We start from the raw sequence: 20721 nt of genomic DNA on the forward strand, positions 1-20721 counted from the left end.
AAGGTGGCTTCACCCAATGGTTCAGCAGTCGCAACAGCGTCGGCCCTTGGCCTCACGCAATACGGGATGGGCAAACAGGCTGGCGCGCCTGCTGCTTGCCACTCCGATAACGCCCAATATGATTTCGCTTTTCGGCATCGGCTTTGCCGCTATCGGCGCAGCATTGCTGGCTTTTGCGCCAATGACGCCATGGCTGTTTCTAGTAGCGGCAGTCATGGTTCAGTTGCGGCTTCTGTGCAATCTGCTGGATGGCATGGTTGCGGTGGAGGGTGGCCGGCACTCTCCAACGGGTGCACTGTACAACGAGGCTCCTGACAGGGTTGAGGATTGTTTGCTGCTGATCGGGTGCGGCTATGCCGCCCTGCTTCCGGAACTGGGCTATCTTGCGGCCATCGGGGCGGTTGCCACGGCCTATGTCAGAGCATTCGGCGCTTCGCTTGGTCTGGGCCAGGACTATCGCGGCCCAATGGCCAAGCCTCATCGCATGGCGGTTCTGACAGCCGGTGCAGTGCTGGCTTTTTTTGAAGTCAGCTTCAATGGAACTCTTTACACCATTCAGATCGCGCTAGCCGCTATACTGTTTGGAACAGCCATAACCTGTGTGCGGCGGCTCAGTGCAATTGCCTCAGGCCTTCGAGAGCAAGGGCAATGATCGGCGGTTTATTGGTTGGATTGGCGCGTTTTCTGGTTGGCGGGCAACCTGAATGGCATGGCAGCGCACCGTCATCCCGCTCGCGCATTTACTTTGCCAATCACGGCAGTCATCTGGACACTGTGTTGCTTTGGGCGGCCATACCGGCAGGACATCGTGCAACAACACATCCAGTTGCTGCGGCAGATTATTGGGGCCGCAACCGCCTGACACGCTACATTGCGATCGGCATTCTAGGCTCCGTGCTGGTGGATAGACGCGGTCAGGCTTCCGGTGTTGATGTTTTGAAACCGCTGGAAGACGAACTGCAACGCGGGGATTCTCTGATCATTTTTCCGGAAGGGACCCGTGGCTCGCAGGCGCTGCCCGGCCCATTCAAAAGCGGCTTGTACCGGCTGGCTCTCAACCATCCGCAAACAGAACTCATTCCGGTTTATCTCGAGAATTTGTCACGGGCTTTTCCACGTGGCGCATTTTTGCCAATCCCGGTTTCTTGCCGGGTCCGCTTTGGCCCGGCGATGCAACTTCTGCCAGATGAGTCCAAGGAAGATTTTCTGGAAAGGGCCAGACAGGCCGTAACTGATCTTTCGGGAGATGCGGCATGGACATGACCCTGGTCTGGCTGGTGGGCGGTCTGGTTGTTCTGCTGACCGCCGCGACGTTGATTGGCCGTGTTGCTGCAACAAGGGCGAAAAGCCCTGAAGCAGTGGCAACTGCAGCAAACCTCAACCAGCGCATTCGTTCCTGGTGGGTTATGGTTGCAGTGCTTTCAGCGGCATTCGCTTTTGGCCAGACGGTGACTCTTGTGCTGTTTGCATTGACGTCATTTTACTGCTTGCGAGAGTTCATTTCGTTGACTCCCACGCTGCCAGCTGATCATTCGGCTCTGGCGTTCGCCTTTTATGTCTTCCTGCCGCTGCAATACATTCTCATCGGCATTGATTGGCAAACCCTGTTCAGCATTGCCATCCCGGTTTATGCATTCCTGCTTCTACCGGCGCTGGCAGCATTGAAACAGGAAACCGCCGGGTTTCTGGAGCGCACGTCAAAAGTGCAGTGGGCCCTGATGCTGACAGTTTATTGCATCAGCCATGCCCCTGCTCTGCTTTTGCTGGATATTCCGGGCTATGCCGGAAAAGAAGTCCTGCTCCTGTTTTTCCTGATCTTTGTCGTTCAGGCCAGCGATGTCCTGCAATATGTGTTTGGAAAACTCTTTGGCCGGCACAAGATCGCGCCTGTGGTCAGCCCCAATAAAACTGTAGAAGGCTTTGTCGGGGGTGGGCTGGCGGCAATTCTGTTGGGAGCGTGCCTGTTCTGGATTACGCCATTTTCGCCTTTACAGGCAGCGGGCATGGCGTTTGCCATCGTTATGGCGGGCTTTTGTGGCGGGTTGGTTTTATCAGCGGTCAAGCGTTCAATGGGTGCGAAAGACTGGGGCAGGATGATCGAGGGTCATGGCGGCGCGCTGGATAGAATGGATTCGGTCAGCTATTCCGCACCGTTGTTTTTTCATCTGACGAACTACTTTTTTGTGTCGTGAAATGAATGGCCCTAAGCTCGACACTGACGCAGTTCCTGCCCTTCCTGTGATCTTGAAACGGGTATGATGCAGACAGCCTGGGACAGGGTGTAGATCAGAGCCTTTCTTTCGCTGATCAGTGACGCGCGGATTGCAACGACGAAATCGTCCGGCGCATCGTGATTTTCCAGTGTCTTCACCGTGATTTCAATTGCCCTGTTGACGGCTTCGGCCAGCGGAAACTCCATGGCTGCTTCAAAGGCAGCATTCTCGTAAGTTGCTGAAATCCAATCATGAAACATCTCCCTCGCTTCTGCGCTTGTTTCAATCAGTGACCACATCATTCTGTCTCACCTTGCCTTAAAAAGATATCATCTAAATTAGTAACGATATTCTCCCTAAAAACTCAATCAAAAGTATAAACTGCGACAACACGCCGCATCAAGTCTAAAATTGGCGGATATCAGAGTTGTGTCGAAAAAATCAGTGATCAAAGACGTGCCAATATCCGGCGATCAAGATTTTTAACATGATGATGAAATTTTTCGCACAATGATCATATGGGAATTAATTAAAAAAAATTATTATCTTACTATTGTGCAATTTGATCTTGGTATACAATTCGAAGTTGATTTGAGAAAAGACGCGTTTCGGTTGATTGTCTTCCTGCCGGAATGCGGGCGTTGATAAGTTTCGTCGGATATTGACGGATTGCAGAGGTTGCACTTCAACCCGTCGATAACCATGGGTGTAAGCAAGTTGAAAAGATGTCTTACATCTTCATGCGGATGACGCGCGCGGGTACGCCGGCAGCAATGGCCCCCGGTGGAATATCGCGCGTGACAACAGCATTTGCGCCAATAACCGCGTGTTCGCCAATTGTAACGCCACCAATGATCTTAGCACCTGCGCCAATATCAACATGGCCGGCAAGCCGGGGTGCGCCGTTTGGACCGATCGCAAGCGTTACTTGTTGCAGGATCAGGCAGTTGGCACCAATGACGGCATCGGGATGCAGAACAATGCCGTTTGGATGCGGCAGGAGCAAACCACCACCGATGTCAGTGCCAAGCTGAATTTCGGCCTGGGTGATAACTGTCCAGAATCGATGTTCCAGCACCCACCATCGGCGCGCGATGGCAGCACCAACCCCTCGTTTCTGTCGCAATGCCTGGTGGCGGCGTACAGTGCGCAGCAATCGGCGTGAAGGGTCCCACAGGCGAGACGGCTTTTCCCTGCTCCAGTCCGGTTCTGTTGCGGAAATCTCTTCCGTGTGACGTGCGTCTGGCATAATGGGCTCACTCTTTGACGGCAGGGTAAAAACGCGGGTTGGGAATTGCCGCATGAACAGGAATTTTCGTGCCAGAATGCACAAGGTGCAAGGTGAGTCCATGCAACTTTTTACGGTATTGTCGAGGCTCATTAGGATTCTGCCGCAAATGACAAGCAGCAATTGGAATGACACAAGGAACGAGGCGTGATGCTGGATGCGACGGATCTGCGAATATTGCGCGCCATGCAGGATGACCCGGAAGGCTCGGTTGAGAGCATCGGTCGTGCGGCTGGTTTGAGCCACACGCCCTGCTGGCGCCGCATCCGCCGGATGCAGGCCGAAGGGATACTGGGCGAGCGTCGTTATCGGATTAATGAAAAGGCAATTGGCCTTGGAGTGACGGTGATGACGATGATCAAGCTGAGCCGGCAGGACGAGGTGGCCCTGGAGGCCTTTGAAAAGGCGGCACATGAAATGCGTGATATTGTGGACTGCTACCTTGTCACTGGTCGCTATGATTTCGTGCTGACAATACTGACGCGCGATACAGAAAGCTTTGAGACTCTTTTGAAAACCAAATTGTCCAAACTGCCCCACATTGCGGAAATGAATTCGACAGTGGTGCTGCGCAAAGCAAAGAGCGGTGGCCCGTTACCAATTTAAACATAATGCGATTTTATCCTATAAATGGTATTATCAATAGGATTGGTGTCCTACATAGCGGGGGTTCTCTTCCAAAAACAAGAAAAGTTCTCATCTAACACTTCAGTTAGAATCGTTTGAGAGAAGCGCGGGGCATACCCGCCGCCCAAACGACACGGGAGGTATGGCCATGGCCGATACAGGAGAACTCGACCGTAAATATTCTGCCACCGATGGGCAGGTGTTTATGAGCGGCACACAGGCGCTTGTGCGCTTGCCATTGGTGCAGATGCGGCGGGATCGGGCGGCAGGGCTGAACACCGGTGCCTTCATTTCGGGTTACCGCGGATCTCCTTTGGGTGGCTATGACCAGCAATTGTTCAAAAGCCGCTCAGTATTGGCCAGCGAAGGCGTGGTGTTCCAGCCCGGCATCAATGAAGACCTGGCAGCCACCGCCGTTTGGGGTTCGCAGCAGGCTGGCGTTTCGCCAGGCTTCAAAAAAGACGGTGTCGTGGGCATCTGGTACGGCAAGGGGCCGGGCGTGGACCGGTCCGGAGACGTGTTCAAGCATGCCAATGCGGCCGGGTCTGCGCGCCATGGCGGTGTGCTGGCCATTGCGGGTGATGATCACGGTGCCAAATCTTCCACCGTTCCGCATCAGTCCGACCACGCTTTCATGGCGGCGGTCATGCCAATGCTCTACCCTTCCTCCATTCACGAATTTGTCGAGTTTGGTCTCGCCGGAATCGCCATGTCGCGCTATTCAGGCTGCTGGGTCGGCATGAAGGTGATTGCCGACACGGTGGAAACCACAGCGTCGGTGGACCTTTCCGGCGAACAGAGACAATTTGTCATTCCGACCGATTTTGAATTGCCGGCCGATGGGCTGAACCTGCGTGTTCCGGATGACCGGTGGATGCAGGACAACCGGCTGCAAACCTATAAGGCATATGCTGCGATTGCCTTTGCCCGCGCCAACCGGCTGGACCGCGTAACGCTTGATTCCGACAATGCGCGTCTTGGCATTATTGCCTCAGGCAAGGCCTATGAAGACGTGCGTCAGGCGCTGCGTGAACTGGGCGTGGATGAAGATACGGCGCATCGTGCCCGGCTGCGGCTTTACAAGGTTGGTATGCCCTGGCCGCTGGAGCCCGCGGGCGTTCGTGAATTTTCTGTCGGGCTTGAGGAAATTCTCGTCATTGAAGAGCGGCGGGAAATCATTGAAAACCAGATCAAGCAGCAGTTGTTCAACTGGCGCGCGGATGTGCGCCCGCGGATCATTGGCAAATTTGATCACCATGACAAGCCGGTCCTTTCGCTGGCGGAGGAACTGTCTGTTGCCACTGCGGCCATTGTTATTGGCGAGCGCATACTGGCCATGGGCGATCTGGATGCGGAGCACCGCGATTACATCGAACGTCGGATACAGCATTTCAAAGCAAGGCGTGATGCGTCGCGCCAAACCGTGCCGCCATTGACGCGCACGCCGTTCTACTGCTCCGGCTGCCCGCACAATTCCTCCACCAAGGTTCCGGAAGGTTCCCGCGGTCTGGCCGGAATTGGTTGCCATTTCATGGTGACCTGGATGGGCCGTTCGTCGGAAACATTTTCGCAAATGGGTGGCGAGGGTGTTGCATGGGCGGGTATTGCTCCCTTCACCGATGAAAAGCACGTCTTCGTCAATCTGGGCGATGGCACCTATTTCCATTCCGGTATTCTGGCGGTGCGTCAGGCCGTGGCAGCCGGTGTCAACGCAACCTACAAAGTGCTGTACAACGACGCTGTCGCCATGACCGGGGGACAGGAGGTCGACGGCAATCTTGACCCGGTCAAAATCACTCATCAGCTCTATCAGGAAGGTGTTTCGCCCATAGTTCTGGTGTCGGAACAGCCACACACCTACGCCACGGCGCAGCTTCCTGCCGGCACACAGATACGTCACCGGGATGAAGTTGAAGCGGTGATGCGCGAAATTCGCGAGCAGCCGGGAGTTTCGGCCATTGTTTACGACCAGACCTGCGCGGCGGAAAAGCGCCGCCGCCGCAAGCGCGGTTTGATGCCCGATCCGGATACACGAGTGCTGATCAATCCGGCAGTGTGCGAAGGTTGCGGCGATTGTTCTGTTCAGTCCAACTGCATGTCGGTGGAACCACTTGAGACGGATTGGGGTCGCAAGCGGCAGATCAATCAAAGCTCGTGCAACAAGGACTATTCCTGCGTCAAAGGCTTCTGCCCATCTTTCGTTACGCTGGATGGCGCCAAACCGAAAAAGCGCAATGCGCGCGGACAGCTTGATCTTTCGGCAGTGCCGGAGCCCTTGGTGCCGGAACTGACTGGAGCCTACAACATCGCCATTACCGGGGTAGGCGGCACGGGTGTGCTGACCATTGGCGCGATTCTGGGCATGGCCGCGCATCTGGATGGCAAGGCGCCCATGTTGCTCGACATGGCAGGTCTGGCGCAAAAGGGTGGCGCGGTTCTCAGCCATGTGCGCCTTGGTCCAAAGGCAGAGGACGTTGCCTGCCCGCGCATTGTAACCGGCAGTGCAGATTTGTTGATAGCTGCAGATGATGTGGTGGCAGCTTCCAAGGAGAGTTCGAACCTTCTGGCGGTTGACCGCACACGTGCTGTGGTCAACACACATTTGACGCCGGTTGCCCAGTTTGTCCGCGATCCGGATTTCGATTTCCGCCGAACCCTGGTGGGCAACGCCATTCGCAAATCTGTGTCCAAAGACAGTCACTTCATCAACTTCACCGAGATGGCGGAAGTTGTTGCCGGTGACGCGATAGCCACAAACATCATGATGCTGGGTTATGCCTGGCAGCAGGGCCTTGTGCCTCTGTCACTCGACTCGATTGTCAAGGCTATCCGCATCAATGGCGTGGCCATCAATGCCAATCTTGACGCATTCGGCTGGGGCCGACTGGCCGCGGCAGAACCGCAAAAACTGGCAGAAATGGTTGCCGGCACCCGTGTGCCGCAAGAAAATCTGGCAACAATGAGCACGGAGCGGCTGATTGAAAGCCGCATTCAGTTCCTGACCTCTTATCAGAATGTGGCATTGGCCAACCGCTATCAGGCCATGGTGGAAAAGGCTGCCAAGGTGGACGAAGCCATCGACGCCCATGGCCGTCTGCTGCGCGCTGTGGCTCAGAACTATGCCAAAGTGCTGAGCTACAAGGATGAGTATGAAGTGGCCCGGCTCTATACGGATGGCCGTTTCGCCAAGCTGATTGCCCAGGAATTCACCGGAGTGCGTCGGCTGAACTTCCATCTGGCGCCGCCAATGCTGACCGGCACCGATTCAAACGGTCGCCCGAAGAAACGCACCTTCGGTCCATGGATCATGCCGGTATTCCGGATGCTGGCCAAAGCCAAAGGGTTGCGTGGCACCAGGCTGGACATTTTTGGCTACACGCACGAGCGGCGTGGCGAGCGGGCGGCAATCACTCGATTTGAAGGTGATTGCGCCAGAGTTTTCGATGCGATCCATTCCGGCAACAAGGAAATTGCGGTTGAGCTTTTGAATCTTCCGGATCAGGTGCGTGGATTTGGCCCGGTGAAGGAAACCAAGCTCGCAGATGCCTTGAAGCGACGTGATGAATTGTTGCGGCTGTTTTCGGACGCTAAGGTCGTCGCTGAAAAACCATTGCTACCGGCGCAATAGACCGGACACAGTGCTGGAGCATTTGTTGAAGAATGCTCCAGCACCAAGTCTTTAAACTCTTATGACACGGTTTTTCGAAAGGTCGTCTAAGGTTCAAGACGCAGCAGAATTCGCGCCAGATCCTGCCGGTCGCGCTTTGTCAGTTCCTGAAAACACTCACGGGCGGTGTCCAGTTCAGCCTGTTGCAATTCCGGCAATAGCTGGTTTGCGCGGTCCGTGGCGGCAAGCCAGTGCGCACGGCGGTCAGCAGCATCGCCCGATCGCTTGATCAGCGCCTTTGCCTCCATACGCTCCACCAGACGTGACATACCGCTTCGGCTCATACCCAGCTTTTGCGCCAATGTACTGGGCATGATGCTGCCTGCCTGTGCAATGGCGTGCAGTGCGGTCCACTCATTGCCGGAAATATTCAGCGGCAAAAGCTTGTCGTCGAGCGCACGTTCCAGAAAATTTGCAAGGCTTTTAAACCGCAGTTTCAGCGACAGGTCTGATAGCGGATCTTGATCTTTATTTTGTGCCAATGGTTTTGTCCTGAAAGACGCGCATAAGCCTGAATGAAATTTGCACAATATTATTGAATTTAAAAGATCAACTTTTGGAGGAGCGGAAGCAGGGCGTTTTTCGCTAAGCTATTGAAACATTTACTTAAAGACGCACCAGATGCTGATCCCAGGCCAAAGGGCTGATTGTTTGCGCAAGCAGTCCGCCATAGCTGGAAGCCGCAATTGTGCCGGTTGCGGGTGCCACGCCTGCGGCATCCTGTATCTTGCGTTGACCAATGATCGCGCCAGTCCGGCTGTTGAGCAGAAGCAGAGTTCCGCCTTTTGGCGAAGCGAGTCCGACGATATTTTCGCGCCGGTTGACAGCGATGGCCCCGATATAATGCCCCAGCGCTTCGGTTACCGGCTCAGGCAGGTCGATAAATTGAATATCATCGCCTTCGGCAAAATAGCCGGTCAGCGGTGGATGATCATTGCGTGACCCTTCATACTGACACGCAAACCAGATACGGCCCTTGTCTGCCAGATCAATATGGCGGGTTGAAAGGCGGGAAAGGGCAGGGGGCAGGCTGTGCTTCTGCACCAGAGCGCCACTCTGCGCATCCACCAACACAAGCGATGGTTGCATTTCGTCAAGATTCAGCTTGGTGCGACCGAAATCGGGATGCGTGGCAATGCCACCATTGGCGATAATCAGTCGTGTGCCGTCATCGCTCACGCTCATATCATGTGTGCCAATACCATAGGCATCAAGCTCGCCAATCCGCGCAAAGTCATTGCGCGCATCGTATACTCCGATAACGCCGCGATTTTCTGCAAAGTGGTTTTCACTGGCGTAGAGCAAGTGGCCATCAGGCGAAAACTTGCCATGGCCATAAAAATGGCGCTCCGGTGGAGTGTGGATAATGGTGACTGGCTTTGCGAGCACCGCATCAAAAATCATTGCAAAGGTGCCAGGGCGCCGGGCAAAGGCTGCACAGCGGCCGGTGGCCTGACACGTTGCAAGACCATGAGCACGGGCCGGAAGCGCAATCCGTGCAACGATTTCACCACGCTCGGTTGCGGTTGCAATGCCGTAGGAGCCATCGGGAGCGCGAAATCCTGCCGCATACACTGCGTCAGCGCGAGTCAGCGCCATTAATTGCCTGTCGGGCAAAGCAGACAAAAAGGCCGCGCCAGCAGCAGCCATGAAACTGCGCCGGTCAATGAGCGCGCTTCGGGCCAAGTGTCAGTCTCCGTCCGAGAAAGAGAATCCGGCGGCAAGGCCAATTGCGCCACCAAACTCGTCGTTAAACCGCAGGATCAGGTCTTTGGAGCTCAGCAGAAGATAATCCAGTTTGCCGCGCTGGGCGCTGTCTGCCAGCGCTGTCTCAATGTCCGGGTTCAGCGTGGTGATGGTATTCTGCATTGCATTGATGAGAAAGTGGATGGAGTCACGGGTGCCCAATGAATCATTCGGCACCAGATCGGCCATTCTCGAACTGTCATAAAGTGCCTGCAGGCCGGCCAGGTTGCCACTGAGCATGACCCATGTATTGCCGCTGCGCCAGAACAGCGCCTGTTTGGGGAAGGCCGTTCTGTCCGGCCCGCGATAAAAACTTTCAATTCGCTGGTCTCTTGCGGCCTCCGCTCCATGCACAAGAACGCCCAAAAGCGCGGTCATTGCCTCTTGCGCGTTGCGAAATTCCGGATTTTGCTGCCCGGGAGTTTTCCAGTCCCTGGCAATACCGTCCGGGTCATCCCAGGCGTCTGACAACTCATGAGCTATATCGTGAATATTCCGGGCAATGGCCGCGCCATACTGGCAGCGAAAACCAGCCGGAGGCTGCGCAAGTTCATCTGCCCCGGTGCCATAGAGCAGAAACTCCAGAGCGCCCAGGCCCTGCACAGCCACACTTTTACCGGCCAGCCCTTCCACAGTGGTCGCGGCAGGGTCCGGCTTGGCCAAAAGGCCCTGCACCTGCTTCAAACCAATGCTTTTGCGGTCCGGATAATACAGGATTCGCTCGAAGCGATGCCCCTCAATGGCGGGCCCCACTCGAAGAATTTCAATCTGTGACCATGTGCCGATGGTGGTTTTAAAAGCGTCCCGCGCCTGTGCAAGATTGCCTTGTGATGGCGCCGAGCACAGATTTCGCATGGCCTCATCCAGCACTGCACTGGCCTGAAAAAAATTTCTGTAACCGGGTCGGATAAAATCATCCACCGCCCTTTCCATCACCGCAACAATGGCCGCGTCGTTCGGAGTTGAGACGGGCTGTTCCTGTGCAATGGCCGTGCCATGCCAGAAAAAGGCGAGAAGCAGGAGGACGACGCGCATCATAGCGACTCCAGAAAGCGGATCAGGGCTTCACGCTCCTGCCGAACCATTTGCGCAAAATTGTTGCGGGCTGCCTCTGCCTCACCGCCATGCCAAAGTATGGCCTCGGTCAGATTTCTCGCCCGGCCATCATGCAGAAAAAACGTGTGATTGTTCACCGTTTCCGTCAAGCCAATTCCCCATAGCGGTGGTGTGCGCCACTCACGCCCGTTGGCAACGCCCACCGGCTGGCCATCGGCCAGATCTTCACCCATGTCATGCAGCAGAAAATCGGAATAAGGCCAGATCAACTGGAACGACTGCGCCTTGTTGGCGGCATCACGCCTTGTTACGAATTTTGGCTGATGGCACGAGGTGCAACCTGCCTGGTAAAACAGTTCCTTGCCTTGCAGAACCTGCGGATTGTCCACATCGCGCCGTGCCGGCACAGCCAGATTTTCCGAGTAGAAGCTGATAAGGTCCATGACCGGGTCAGGCGCTTCCGTGTCGCCGAGCCGCGCCTGCACACCGTTAGGCCGCGTCAGGCAGTCGGTCTGCGCGGCTGTGCAATCCCCGTAATGGCGCGGCACGTCCGGGCTGGAAATTCCAATGTCTCCCGCCAGCGCGCTGGAGCTTTGATCACGCACATTGGCATTCTGTGCTTTCCAGCCAAACCGGCCCAGCGCCAGTTCTCCGGTCCTGTGATCGCGGACAATGGCCGCTTTGCCGGAAATACCATCCTGATCCGCATCTTCCGGGTCAGCAAGCGCCAGAATGTCGGCTTCGTGTATGGCCTCTATCAGGCCCATGCCAATCATCGGATTGGCAATGCGGGGGGAAAATGTCGTATCGGGATGCAGCGGGCCATAGTTCAGCCCGGTGATGCTGTATGCAGGATGCCGCAACGAAACGATCTCACCGTCCGCCAGTTCGAAAGGCCTTTCCTCATAGGAAATTGCCATGCGCCCTTCGCCAGCCAATCCAGCAACTGCCAGGTCCTGCAGTTGCTCCCCGTAAACCGGATCGGGAAAATTAAGTTGCAGATAGTCGGCCAGAGCCTGTTCTTCCTCAGGTGTGGCAGCGGGGCGCGCCAGTCGCAGAAACATGGACGTTGCATCGGCGGAATTTTCTGGAGGATGGCCGCGCCCGTCCTTCAAATGGCAGCTTTGGCAGGCGCGCGCATTGAACAGTGGGCCCAGCCCGTCAGACGCCTGAGTGGATGAGGGGGATGACACCCAGAACTTACGGAAAAGCGCATTGCCAAGTTTGAATTGTTCTTCCTCGGCAAAAGTAATGTTGGCTGAAGGATGCGAAAACGCATCGCCATTGACGATGGCGGTGCTGGTTGCAGCACCGCCTTGCATGGCTTCAAAACGCTCGGTCGTGGAAAAATCGCTCGCGGGTCGGACAATTTTCTCAACCCGCGCCTTATCCTTCGGGTTCAGGTCTGTTCTGCCTGAAACTGCCAGTACATCCTCACATTTGTGATCGCTCCGGCAAGCAACTGCAGGAAATGGCTCGGAATCTTCGGCTTTGACCAAAGTGGGACAGAGCAAAAAGGCGCCGAAAAAACAAGGCGCCAGAATCAGCGTTTTTATCTGCATTACAGATGAGCCGCAGCTCTTGCGCTGCGGCTCTCCTTTTCTATTCGAACACTGCGTTCGGATTGTCGAGACTGTCAGAGCCTTCGATTGAGATTGCGCCGATATTCAACGCCGCCACCACGCGCTCAATTGTTCTGGTCTGGTCAATCAGCCCGTCAATGGCGGCCTGCACGGCTGCGTTGCCCGCTTCATTGCCTTCGCCAATCTGCTGATCATAGGCTTCACCTGCTTCCGCACGGGCAACAACAGCGCTCATTGCCGTATCGGTCACATCCAGCTTGCCAAGCATTTCCGTGTTAAGGTCGGCATCCTTTTCAGCAATCAGGTCGGAAAGGGATGGGCCGGAAAGCTTCGTACCATCAACGCGCGTGTAATCGCCCGTATAGGCGGATGCGATGCCAACCGCGTCGTAAAAATGCGAATTGTGCGTGTTGTCAGAAAAGCAGTCATGCTCTTCTTCCGGATCGTGAAGAAGGAGGCCAAGCTTCATCCGCTCACCGGCCAGTTCGCCATAGGACAGCGAGCCCATGCCGGTTACAATAGCGGTCAGGCCAGCAGCGGGGTCAGAAACAACAGCTTGTGTCGCCGCGCCATCGGCCTGCCAATTCGCCACCATCTCTTCCAGATCGGCAATCAGCAGTTCCGAAGCCGCCTTCAGGTAGGCAGCGCGCCGCTCGCAATTGCCATTCGTGCAGTTGGCCGTGTCAAAATCGGTGTATGGCCGGTCGCCCGCGCCCGCCTCGGTGCCGTTCAGATCCTGCCCCCAGAGCAGGAATTCAATGGCGTGGTAGCCAGTCGTCACATTGGCCTCAACCTCGCCAGCCTCCTGCAGACTTTCCAGCAGGGCAGGGCTGATGTCGGAAAAGTCGAGATCCTGCCCGTTGATGCTCAGCTTTGGATTGGCAATGACATTGGCGACATAAAACTCGTTGCTGTCGCTTTGCGTGCCGTAAGAGGCATCAACATAGTCGATCAGCCCTTCATCCAGCGGCCATGCATTCACGCGGCCTTCCCACTCATCCACAATGACATTGCCAAAACGGTAAACTTCCGTCTGCTGATATGGCACGCGGGCCGCTATCCACGCGGTACGAGCCGCTGCAAGTGTCTGTGCGCTGGGTGTGGCGATCAAGGCGTCAATTGCCTGATCAAGTGTTTTGGCCGTTGTCAGCGAGTCCTGATATTTGGCCAGAGCGAGCGCCGCATAATGCTCAACCACGGCCTGCGGCTGAGTTTGCGCCGCTGCTGGCAGGACGCCAAGCGCGGTTGTCGCGGTGAAAAGCGCCAGACAGGCACCAATGACGGACTTGCGTACCATTTTCAATCTCCTCATGCCGCTTCATCAAGGCTGAAAGCTGCATAGGCTAATGGCTCAAACATATTGTTGTGTCAAATTATCATATATAGAATTGTTCCAGGAAAACAATCAGCATATGTGCCGCAATCAGCAGCAAGTGGCAAAGAGCAATTTCGCCAGTCGATCGACTGAACAAAATTGCTCCAACCAATTGAATTCAATTGAGCATTTCATGCGAGGATTCGCTTATGAAAAGCTCTTGAACTCTCTGCTAAGCCGCAGTGTCCGGCTTTTGAAATGCAACCATTTCAGGGAAAAGCTTCACTTTGAAAGTTCCTGAACCCGGTTCAGGGCTGCGTTGAATCCTTTGAGTGAGATTTGCAGCTTTGCATCTTCGGCAGCTCCCATAGGCCGGGCAGCAAGCTGAAGAAGCTTGCCGGTCTTCAGTGCCGCAAGCTTTTCGGCATCAAAGTTCAACGGCACCATACAGCCCTGCGGAAGGCAAGTTGAAAATGCACCTTTTTCCAGGGGCGTGGCTTCGTCGATTGCCATAGTTACGCCTTCAGACAGTTGAAGGCCGAATGGAAGCAGCAGGACGCCCGTTGCTGTCTCAGCGGAAGATTGCAACTGAATTGCCAACGCGCGCTGCCCGGACTTCTGGTCGTTCTGAATCTGGGCTAGCGAGCAGGCTTTGCCGTTGGGACCGTTCAGGCAGGTAACGATCCATTCGTCGTAAGTCTCGTTGATCGACGTTGCACCGTTTGGCAAACCTGTGGTGGCGTTCTGCGCCAGCGCCGGTGTGTGTGGAAAAGCGCACAGAGCCGCAGGTATGGCAAAGCGAGCGAGTTTGGTTGCAAAGCCCATAAAGTTCCAATCTTTCGAATTCAGAGCGAGGTGTACAGGGTTAACTGTAAAATTACTAATAGATGACCGTTATAATGTAAACTATAAGATATCTATCTCTATCGCAGTTTGATTTGCAGCTTCACATCGGTTGGCCTGCCCTCGGCCGCGCGTTGAAAGGCCTCGATCGAGCGGGAGAAGTCAAAGGTTTCCGAGATCAGGGGTTTCAGATCGACCTTGCCAGCGCCAATCATTTGAATGGCGCGAGGATATTGGTGAGCATAGCGAAAAATGGTCTCAAACCGAATTTCCCGGGTGGATGCCGTTGCCCAGTCGATCAGTGTGGGCTCAACTGGCATGCCGACGACAATGACTGCGCCACCCGGTCGCGGCAGTGACAAAAGTGTTTTCCATGCGCCGGCAGAGCCACTGGCTTCAAAAACCACGTCGGCGCCCCATTGATGGGTCAATTCATCAACCACAGACTGCAGGGGGCGTTCCTTGATGTTCACCGGTACAATACCCGCATAGCGACCGGCAATTTCCAGTTTCTCTGCCATCATATCTGCAATGACAACGGTAGAGCAGCCGCCCGCAAGAGCGGCCAGCGCAGTCATAATGCCAATCGGACCGGCGCCAATAACAACCGCCACGTCTCCCGGAGCAATGCGAGCTTTTTGCGCGGCCTGCAACCCCACGGCAAATGGCTCGATCATTGCGCCTTCAGCAAAGCTGACATTGTCCGGAAGCTTGAATGTATAGGCAGCCGGATGCACCACTTGTGGCGTCAAAACACCGTGCACCGGCGGGGTTGCCCAGAACGTCACTGCCGGATCCACGTTATAAAGCCCGAGGCGTGAGGCGCGCGATTGCGGATCCGGAATGCCGGGTTCCATGCATACGCGGTCGCCCGGTTTCAGGTGAGAAACTCCGGCACCAATCTCCACCACCGTGCCAGCGGCTTCATGTCCCAGAACCATTGGCTCTTCAACAATGAAGCTGCCAATTTTGCCATGGGTATAATAGTGGACGTCCGACCCGCAGATGCCCACGGTGTCTATGGCAATTTTAACCATGCCCGGGCCGGTGACGTCCGGCAGATCAATGTCTCGCAGCGAAAGCTCGTTGCGGCGTTCAAGAACAAGGGCCTGCTGCATGACCATTTGGCGTCTCCGGTCTGTTCAACCGCTATTCAAAGCGGGCGGCATGGTGTTTCTTCAGGCGGTCCAGCTCCTCCGGGGAAAGAGGTGGCGGACTTGTGACTTCCATCCAGGCATCGATGTAATGCTCGGGCGCATAAATGTGGCCATAACCTATGGGTGTGGTTGTTGCCAGCATCATATCTACTGCCAATTGCAGCATTGTTACGACAGGAAACCACCTCAGTTCCGGTGAGACATCCGGACCTCTTGGACTCTTCATCCAGTCCGGTTCGCGATAGGCGCTGGACGGCGAAAAAAACGTCACCGGATCGCTTGCATATTGCAGATAGACGATCCGCACCGGGCCCCATGGGGCGCTGGCGTTTTCAAGATTGTTTTTCTGCCCGGTGAAGCGGATGATTGCTCCGTCACGGAAGCTTGGCAGCCACTCGGTTGTGCTGGGCAGTCGCTCATTCGTTACTTTGCGCCATGTGTAACTTGGAAACGGCGGGCCCGCCCATAATGCACCTTGGAACGGGTCGGCAATCACCTCGAACAGATCCGTGGAAAGCTCGGAGTTCATGGCTCCAAGGCTCAGCCCATACAGATAGAGGCGGGGACGCTCCCCGGGGGGCAAACCGGTCCAGTGTTCATAAACTGCCTGAAACAGCGCGCGACCCGCTTCTGCACCGTAGCCCGGTTCGATCAGCAAAGACAACCAACTGGAAAGATAGGAATATTGCATCGCGACGGATGCAATGTTGCCGCGATGCAGGTATTCCAGCGGGTCCATCGCTGCAGGATCCACCCAGCCGGTCCCTGTGGGAACAACCACAACCAGCACCTCGCGTTCAAACGCGCCGGTGCGCAGCATTTCCTGCAGGGCGACAGCCGCACGCTCCTGCACCGTTTCCCTTGTATTCAACCCGACATAGGTGCGCAGAGGCTCCATGGCCGGTTCGGAAAAGAACGCCCCAATTTCCGCTGCATCCGGCCCGGTCGCTATGAATTCACGGCCGCGTGCGCCCAGGCTTTCCCAGGCTATCAGCGACTGGCTGCTGCCCGTCTTCATGGGGTCTGCCGGTGGCGGGGTGTCGGCGTCGATGTAACTGTCCAGCTCTCTGAATGAGCTATCGACCAGATGTAAGGTCTGTCGGAAAAGCACACCCTCAATTGCACCCCAGAACAGCGCGATGGCAACGGCCGCTGCCAGCACATTTGCCACACGGCGCGGCAGAACACGCTGCAGATAGGCTGATGCACGGTGAACGACGCCGCTGAAAAGCCGCGCGAGTGCCAGCCAGACCAGAAACACCAGCGCGGCAATCAAACCGGTGCGGAAAGGATGCGCCGTGTCCACTGGCGGCATCTGCATCAAGGCGCGAATGGAGTTCTGCCATTCGGCCGCCTTCCACAGGCACAGAACCGCTAATGCCGCAACCAGAAGCGCAGTGAGCAGGCGCAGCCACAGGGCAATTGAGCGCCTGGGTGTTGGCAATTGCAGATACAGCCAGAGCCAGACTGCAAAAACGCCTGCGGCATAGCCAACGGCAAATGCCGTGCCGGAAAGCACGCCTTGCACCATGTAGCTGCGAGGAATGAGACTGGGCGTCAGCGATGCCGCAAGACAAATCCCGCCAATGAAAATGCCCGTTGTTGACAGGCGCTTGAACCAGTGGCGGGGAATGTTTCTGCCTGCCAGATCAGATTGCGTCACTTTTTCCCCTTCCACCCAAGTCCGTTGGTTCCGTGCACCAATCCGTTTATTTCTGCATCGCCGCTGCTCTGATCTGGCTCAATGTCTGGCGCGGTGTCAGAGATTCCTTGTCAATAATCAGTTCCAGCACCGCACCGTTCGGCGCGGCTGTGGCGCGGTCAAATGCGGCGGCAAAGCCGGCAGTGGTATCCACCCTTTCGCTGTGGAAGCCAAAAGCCTGCGCCAGTTTGACGAAGTCCGGATTGGACAGGTCGGTTGCGGAAACCCGGCCTGGAAAATGCCGTTCCTGATGCATGCGAATGGTGCCGTAGGTGCCGTTGTTCAGCACCAGAACCACCGGCGCCGCACCAGACTGAGAGGCCGTCGCCAGTTCCTGGATGTTCATCTGAAAATCACCATCACCGGCAAAACACAGAACCAGCCGCTCAGGCGCAGCAAGCTTGGCCGCAACTGCGGCAGGCAGGCCATAGCCCATGGCCCCGCTTTGCGGTGCCAACAGGCGACCGGCAGTTTTCAACGGCAGGAACTTGCCGGGCCAGGTCGCAAAATTGCCGGCGCCGTTTGTCACAATCACATCATCCGGCAAGATCTGACGCAGATGCGCCATCACGGCTGCCATATCCACCGGGCCTGGCTGCTGCGGACATTCCAGCGCGGCTACAAAAGCATCTCGCCCACTGGCACGCCAGGCCTCGCGGCCGGGGGAAAGTGCCAGCGATTGATCCGCCAAGGCCGCAAACAAAGTGTTGGGTCCGCTGTGCACCGGCAAATTCGCCTGGTAAATCTTGCCCAGTTCGCTGTCTGCAGCATGGGCGTGTATCAGAAATTGTGGTGTGTCCGGTGCGCTGAACAGCGAATAATCGCCTGTTGTCATTTCGCCGAACCGCACCCCGCAAGCCAGAATGACATCGGCCTCGCGAATCATTTTCTGCACATGCGGTGCCATGGCAATGCCGGCTTCGCCGATGTAATTCTGGGAGTGATTGTCGAACAGGTCATTGAACCGGAATGCGCTGGCCACCGGCAATCCATTGGCGCTGGCAAACTGATGCAAGGCATTGCGTCCAGACTCTGTCCAGCGGCTGCCACCTGCCAGAATCAGCGGGCGCTCCGCCTTGCCCAGCCGCTCGGCAATCTGCGCAATTTCGGCTGGCGCTGGTGCTGGCTCCGGCACAATGACCTTTCGCCCTGGCGTGACGTCAGCCATATCGCTCAGCACATTTTCAGGCAGGGCAACCACCACGGGCCCCGGGCGGCCCGAAAGCGCGGTGGCAAATGCGCGCGACATGATTTCGGGAATGCGCTCCACATCCTCAATCTCGGTGACCCATTTGGCCAAGGGGCCGAAATAGGCGCGATAATCCACTTCCTGAAATGCCTCGCGTCCACGCACACTCATCGGAATCTGCCCAATGAAAAGGATCATCGGCGTCGACGCCTGCATTGCGGCATGAATGCCGATGGAGGCATTTGTTGCGCCCGGACCGCGTGTCACAAACGCTATGCCGGGCTGGCCGGTCAATTTGCCATGCGCTTCGGCCATGAAGCTGGCGCCACCCTCATTGCGGGTATTCACAAAACGAATCTGCGGCGAACAGTCGTAAAATGCATCCAGCACTGCCAGATAGCTTTCTCCCGGAACTCCAAAAACATGGGTAATGCCTTGCGCCGATAGACAATCGACCAGAATCTGCCCGCCACTGCGTTTCATAATTTCACTTTCTCCGTATGACCCATGACTTATTGCGTGTGCAAAAGCGCAAAACAAGGCGTCATGAGGGCAGATTGCATGCTGGTGGTGGCGAAAGATACTGATAAACAGCAAACTGCAAAACAGCTTGTGCGTCACGAATTGCAGCGAAGCAAAACACGGTGCACTTTCGGGCGTCGACGAAAATGCCATCAGAGCATTCCCCGCTGATACGGAGCCGTTTCAGCGGAAGGACAGGGCGGCAGAACAAAGAGGTAGAGCAGCCCGGGTGTTCGAATGATCACGGGGCACGCTCTGGAATGGGGAGGACTATGCGGGCCATTCTCGAACAATTGGACGCACGCCGGGCAGAGGCACGGGCGGGCGGCGGCGAACGAAGGATTATCGCTCAGCACGCCAAGGGCAAGTTGACCGCGCGCGAGCGTCTCGAGGTGCTTCTGGACGAAGGTTCGTTCGAAGAATTCGATATGTATGTGACACATCGGGCAACCGATTTTGGCATGGCCTCGCAGAAGGTTGCGGGCGATGGCGTGGTCACCGGCTGGGGCACGATCAACGGCCGCCTGGTCTATGTGTTCTCGCAGGATTTCACCGTTCTTGGCGGTTCCCTGTCGGAAACCCACGCCGCCAAAATCTGCAAGATCATGGACATGGCTGTGCGCAACGGTGCGCCGGTGATTGGCTTGAACGATTCCGGCGGCGCGCGCATTCAGGAAGGTGTTGCCTCACTTGCCGGCTATGCGGAAGTGTTTCGCCGCAATGCCGAGGCATCAGGCGTGGTGCCGCAAATTTCGCTGGTCATGGGTCCGTGTGCGGGCGGCGCGGTCTATTCCCCTGCCATGACAGATTTCATCTTCATGGTGCGTGACTCGTCCTACATGTTTGTCACCGGGCCGGACGTGGTTAAAACCGTGACAAATGAAACGGTAACGGCAGAAGAGCTGGGTGGTGCGCGCACCCATACGCGCAAATCATCCGTGGCCGACGGCGCATATGAAAACGACATTGAAGCGCTGGAAGGCGTGCGTCGGTTCTTTGACTTTCTGCCGCTGAACAACCGCGAAAAGCCCCCGGTTCGCACGTTTTTTGACGATCCGGAGCGGCTGGAAATGCGGCTGGATACTCTGGTGCCGGACAATGCAGCCAAACCTTACGACATGCGTGAACTGGTGCTGGCGCTGGCAGATGAGGCAGATTTTTTCGAGGTTCAGGCAGATTTTGCCCGCAATATCCTGATCGGCTTTATCCGCATGGAAGGGCAGACCGTGGGCGTGGTGGCCAACCAGCCAATGGTGCTGGCAGGATGTCTGGACATTGACGCATCCCGCAAAGCTGCGCGTTTCGTGCGTTTTTGTGATGCCTTTTCCATTCCCATCCTGACTCTGGTGGATGTGCCGGGCTTTCTGCCGGGCACTGCGCAGGAACATGGCGGCGTCATCAAACACGGAGCCAAGCTGCTGTTTGCATATTCGGAAGCAACCGTGCCTATGGTTACGCTCATCACGCGCAAGGCCTATGGCGGCGCCTATGACGTCATGGCGTCCAAGCATATCGGAGCGGATATCAATTATGCCTGGCCCACGGCGGAAATTGCCGTGATGGGTGCAAAGGGTGCGGTTGAAATTCTCTATCGTTCAGAACTGGGCGATGCTGAAAAAATTGCGGCCCGCACCGCGGAATATGAGGCGCGCTTTGCCAACCCGTTTGTTGCGGCAGAGCGTGGCTTTGTTGATGAGGTTATCATGCCGCATTCGTCCCGCCGCAGAATTGCGCGCGCCTTTGCAATGTTGCGCGCCAAAACGGTGGAAACACCGTGGCGCAAGCACGACAATATTCCGCTGTGAGAGCGCCG

17 protein-coding genes are annotated in these 20721 nt (G+C 56.2%); 6 read left to right on the forward strand and 11 right to left on the reverse strand.

The annotated features are described in order from the left end of the window. Positions 1-16 precede the first annotated feature (16 nt). Genes FPY71_RS16615 through FPY71_RS16625 form a run of 3 tightly spaced genes read left to right on the forward strand, consistent with a single transcriptional unit; the run spans position 17 to position 2192 of the window. Positions 17-652, forward strand: coding sequence for a CDP-alcohol phosphatidyltransferase family protein (locus FPY71_RS16615; RefSeq protein WP_149301455.1), 636 nt, complete (start codon positions 17-19; stop codon positions 650-652). Continuing rightward, positions 649-1263 carry a lysophospholipid acyltransferase family protein gene (locus FPY71_RS16620; RefSeq protein WP_149301456.1) on the forward strand — a complete coding sequence of 205 codons (615 nt, stop codon included), beginning with the start codon at positions 649-651 and terminating at the stop codon, positions 1261-1263. The genes FPY71_RS16615 and FPY71_RS16620 overlap by 4 nt, the downstream gene beginning before the upstream one ends. After that, the gene (locus tag FPY71_RS16625; RefSeq protein ID WP_149301457.1) at positions 1254-2192 is read left to right on the forward strand and encodes a phosphatidate cytidylyltransferase; all 939 of its coding nucleotides are present in this window, start codon (positions 1254-1256) and stop codon (positions 2190-2192) included. Before FPY71_RS16620 ends, FPY71_RS16625 begins: the two co-directional genes overlap by 10 nt. An 11-nt stretch (positions 2193-2203) precedes the next feature. Here the strand turns inward: FPY71_RS16625 and FPY71_RS16630 are convergent, their stop codons facing one another. Then, positions 2204-2515, reverse strand: a complete 312-nt coding sequence (locus FPY71_RS16630; RefSeq protein ID WP_149301458.1) for a hypothetical protein — start codon at positions 2513-2515, stop codon at positions 2204-2206. A 428-nt stretch (positions 2516-2943) separates the two neighbouring features. Further along, entirely contained in the window at positions 2944-3462 is a 519-nt protein-coding gene (locus FPY71_RS18790) for a serine acetyltransferase (protein WP_149301459.1), read from the reverse strand. Between the two features lie 189 nt (positions 3463-3651). On the opposite strand from FPY71_RS18790, the gene FPY71_RS16640 reads away from it, so the two are divergent. Continuing rightward, the gene (locus FPY71_RS16640) at positions 3652-4107 is read left to right on the forward strand and encodes an Lrp/AsnC family transcriptional regulator (RefSeq protein WP_149301460.1); all 456 of its coding nucleotides are present in this window, start codon (positions 3652-3654) and stop codon (positions 4105-4107) included. Positions 4108-4276: 169 nt separating this feature from the next. Beyond that, on the forward strand, positions 4277-7756 hold the full coding sequence (locus tag FPY71_RS16645) for an indolepyruvate ferredoxin oxidoreductase family protein (protein ID WP_246160650.1): 3480 nt from the start codon (positions 4277-4279) through the stop codon (positions 7754-7756). An 86-nt stretch (positions 7757-7842) separates the two neighbouring features. Here FPY71_RS16645 and FPY71_RS16650 read toward each other — a convergent pair whose 3' ends face one another. The 9 genes from FPY71_RS16650 to FPY71_RS16690 all read right to left on the reverse strand — a co-directional run bounded on the left by FPY71_RS16650 (position 7843) and on the right by FPY71_RS16690 (position 18869). Continuing rightward, positions 7843-8277, reverse strand: a complete 435-nt coding sequence (locus FPY71_RS16650; RefSeq protein WP_188052392.1) for a MarR family winged helix-turn-helix transcriptional regulator — start codon at positions 8275-8277, stop codon at positions 7843-7845. Between the two features lie 124 nt (positions 8278-8401). Next, complete coding sequence (locus FPY71_RS16655; RefSeq protein ID WP_246160652.1) at positions 8402-9481, reverse strand: DUF1513 domain-containing protein; 1080 nt, start codon at positions 9479-9481, stop codon at positions 8402-8404. Positions 9482-9484: 3 nt separating this feature from the next. After that, positions 9485-10579 carry an imelysin family protein gene (locus FPY71_RS16660; protein WP_246160665.1) on the reverse strand — a complete coding sequence of 365 codons (1095 nt, stop codon included), beginning with the start codon at positions 10577-10579 and terminating at the stop codon, positions 9485-9487. After that, positions 10576-12159 carry a di-heme oxidoreductase family protein gene (locus FPY71_RS16665; protein WP_149301463.1) on the reverse strand — a complete coding sequence of 528 codons (1584 nt, stop codon included), beginning with the start codon at positions 12157-12159 and terminating at the stop codon, positions 10576-10578. The genes FPY71_RS16660 and FPY71_RS16665 overlap by 4 nt, the downstream gene beginning before the upstream one ends. A gap of 40 nt (positions 12160-12199) precedes the next feature. Continuing rightward, positions 12200-13477: an imelysin family protein gene (locus FPY71_RS16670; protein WP_149301464.1), complete on the reverse strand. Its 1278-nt coding sequence runs from the start codon at positions 13475-13477 to the stop codon at positions 12200-12202. A gap of 300 nt (positions 13478-13777) precedes the next feature. Then, positions 13778-14320, reverse strand: coding sequence for an invasion associated locus B family protein (locus FPY71_RS16675; protein WP_149301465.1), 543 nt, complete (start codon positions 14318-14320; stop codon positions 13778-13780). A 98-nt stretch (positions 14321-14418) separates the two neighbouring features. Next, positions 14419-15462, reverse strand: a complete 1044-nt coding sequence (locus FPY71_RS16680) for an NAD(P)-dependent alcohol dehydrogenase (RefSeq protein ID WP_149301466.1) — start codon at positions 15460-15462, stop codon at positions 14419-14421. Between the two features lie 25 nt (positions 15463-15487). Next, positions 15488-17158 (reverse strand): alpha/beta hydrolase, encoded by a 1671-nt coding sequence (locus FPY71_RS16685; protein ID WP_246160667.1) that lies wholly within the window; start codon positions 17156-17158, stop codon positions 15488-15490. Between the two features lie 46 nt (positions 17159-17204). Then, positions 17205-18869, reverse strand: a complete 1665-nt coding sequence (locus FPY71_RS16690) for a thiamine pyrophosphate-dependent enzyme (protein ID WP_149301468.1) — start codon at positions 18867-18869, stop codon at positions 17205-17207. Between the two features lie 311 nt (positions 18870-19180). On the opposite strand from FPY71_RS16690, the gene FPY71_RS16695 reads away from it, so the two are divergent. Continuing rightward, on the forward strand, positions 19181-20713 hold the full coding sequence (locus tag FPY71_RS16695) for an acyl-CoA carboxylase subunit beta (RefSeq protein WP_149301469.1): 1533 nt from the start codon (positions 19181-19183) through the stop codon (positions 20711-20713). The last annotated feature ends 8 nt before the right edge of the window (positions 20714-20721 follow it).

It is taken from the genome of Aureimonas fodinaquatilis (assembly GCF_008369445.1).
Taxonomy (GTDB): domain Bacteria; phylum Pseudomonadota; class Alphaproteobacteria; order Rhizobiales; family Rhizobiaceae; genus Aureimonas; species Aureimonas fodinaquatilis.

Coding starts and splice junctions, on each gene's coding strand:
- FPY71_RS16630 (WP_149301458.1), bottom strand. CDS start 2,515: ATGATGTGGTCACTGATTGAAACAAGCGCAGAAGCGAGGGAGATGTTT.
- FPY71_RS16670 (WP_149301464.1), bottom strand. CDS start 13,477: ATGGTACGCAAGTCCGTCATTGGTGCCTGTCTGGCGCTTTTCACCGCG.
- FPY71_RS16680 (WP_149301466.1), bottom strand. CDS start 15,462: ATGGTCATGCAGCAGGCCCTTGTTCTTGAACGCCGCAACGAGCTTTCG.
- FPY71_RS16640 (WP_149301460.1), top strand. CDS start 3,652: ATGCTGGATGCGACGGATCTGCGAATATTGCGCGCCATGCAGGATGAC.
- FPY71_RS16675 (WP_149301465.1), bottom strand. CDS start 14,320: ATGGGCTTTGCAACCAAACTCGCTCGCTTTGCCATACCTGCGGCTCTG.
- FPY71_RS16645 (WP_246160650.1), top strand. CDS start 4,277: ATGGCCGATACAGGAGAACTCGACCGTAAATATTCTGCCACCGATGGG.
- FPY71_RS16625 (WP_149301457.1), top strand. CDS start 1,254: ATGGACATGACCCTGGTCTGGCTGGTGGGCGGTCTGGTTGTTCTGCTG.
- FPY71_RS18790 (WP_149301459.1), bottom strand. CDS start 3,462: ATGCCAGACGCACGTCACACGGAAGAGATTTCCGCAACAGAACCGGAC.
- FPY71_RS16615 (WP_149301455.1), top strand. CDS start 17: ATGGTTCAGCAGTCGCAACAGCGTCGGCCCTTGGCCTCACGCAATACG.
- FPY71_RS16665 (WP_149301463.1), bottom strand. CDS start 12,159: ATGCAGATAAAAACGCTGATTCTGGCGCCTTGTTTTTTCGGCGCCTTT.
- FPY71_RS16620 (WP_149301456.1), top strand. CDS start 649: ATGATCGGCGGTTTATTGGTTGGATTGGCGCGTTTTCTGGTTGGCGGG.
- FPY71_RS16695 (WP_149301469.1), top strand. CDS start 19,181: ATGCGGGCCATTCTCGAACAATTGGACGCACGCCGGGCAGAGGCACGG.
- FPY71_RS16660 (WP_246160665.1), bottom strand. CDS start 10,579: ATGATGCGCGTCGTCCTCCTGCTTCTCGCCTTTTTCTGGCATGGCACG.
- FPY71_RS16690 (WP_149301468.1), bottom strand. CDS start 18,869: ATGAAACGCAGTGGCGGGCAGATTCTGGTCGATTGTCTATCGGCGCAA.